The 620-nt window shown below is 71.3% G+C and carries 1 protein-coding gene; it reads right to left on the bottom strand.

Annotated elements, in window-relative coordinates; all coding sequences use genetic code 11:
• Window positions 1-53 precede the first annotated feature (53 nt).
• On the bottom strand, window positions 54-461 hold the full coding sequence (locus AB8Z36_RS41880; protein WP_369218547.1) for an SH3 domain-containing protein: 408 nt from the start codon (window positions 459-461) through the stop codon (window positions 54-56).
• Window positions 462-620: the final 159 nt, after the last annotated feature.

Below are 620 nucleotides of genomic sequence, written 5' to 3'. Positions count from 1 at the left end.
GGTCAGCGGTTGCCGGACATCAGCGGTTGCCGGACGTCAGCGGTTGCCGGGCGTCAGTGCCTGCTGTAGGCGCACGGCTCGTGACAGTCCCGGTCCTTCCACTTCGGGCACGGGTCCTTCGAGGTGCAGCTCGGTACGTGCCATCCGTGGGTGTCCACGTACGCCGCGCTCACCCAGCCGCCGACGCCGGTCATCCAGTACCAGAGCGAGTCGCCGTGGACGGCGGTGCCGCGCGTCGCGCAGTCGACGCGGTCCTCACTGCCCCTGGGCAGCTCCGCGACGATCCGGCCCGAGGTGCTCGGCTCGTCCCTGACCTTCAGGTCCGGCCCCGAGACGACGGTCCCCCAGATCACGCCGTCGTCGTTGTGCGCGGGGCTGACAGCGGCGGTGGCGGTGGCCGCCGAGCCCAAGGTCAGCAGGGCGGCGGCACCCACGGCCCCCAGAGTCGATGCGATTCCCATGATCGGCCAACACCCGTTCGGCCGAGCCCTCCACCGGAACCGCGTCAGCCCTTCGGGGAGCTGGTGGGGTTCCTTGCCGGGGTTTGTGCGTTTCCCCTGCGGGGGGCTGGTGTGTTCCCTCTGCGGGGGCTGATGCGATCCCCCTGCGGGGTGCTGGTG

Origin of the sequence: Streptomyces flavofungini (assembly GCF_041028215.1) — a bacterium.
GTDB classification, from domain to species: domain Bacteria; phylum Actinomycetota; class Actinomycetes; order Streptomycetales; family Streptomycetaceae; genus Streptomyces; species Streptomyces flavofungini_B.
Note: the sequence above shows the minus strand (reverse complement) of the source record. Positions and strands in the feature narration are given on the sequence as shown.

Bases quoted from the DNA above. Each gene is read 5' to 3' on its own strand.
- AB8Z36_RS41880 (WP_369218547.1), bottom strand. From the start codon at position 461: ATGGGAATCGCATCGACTCTGGGGGCCGTGGGTGCCGCCGCCCTGCTG.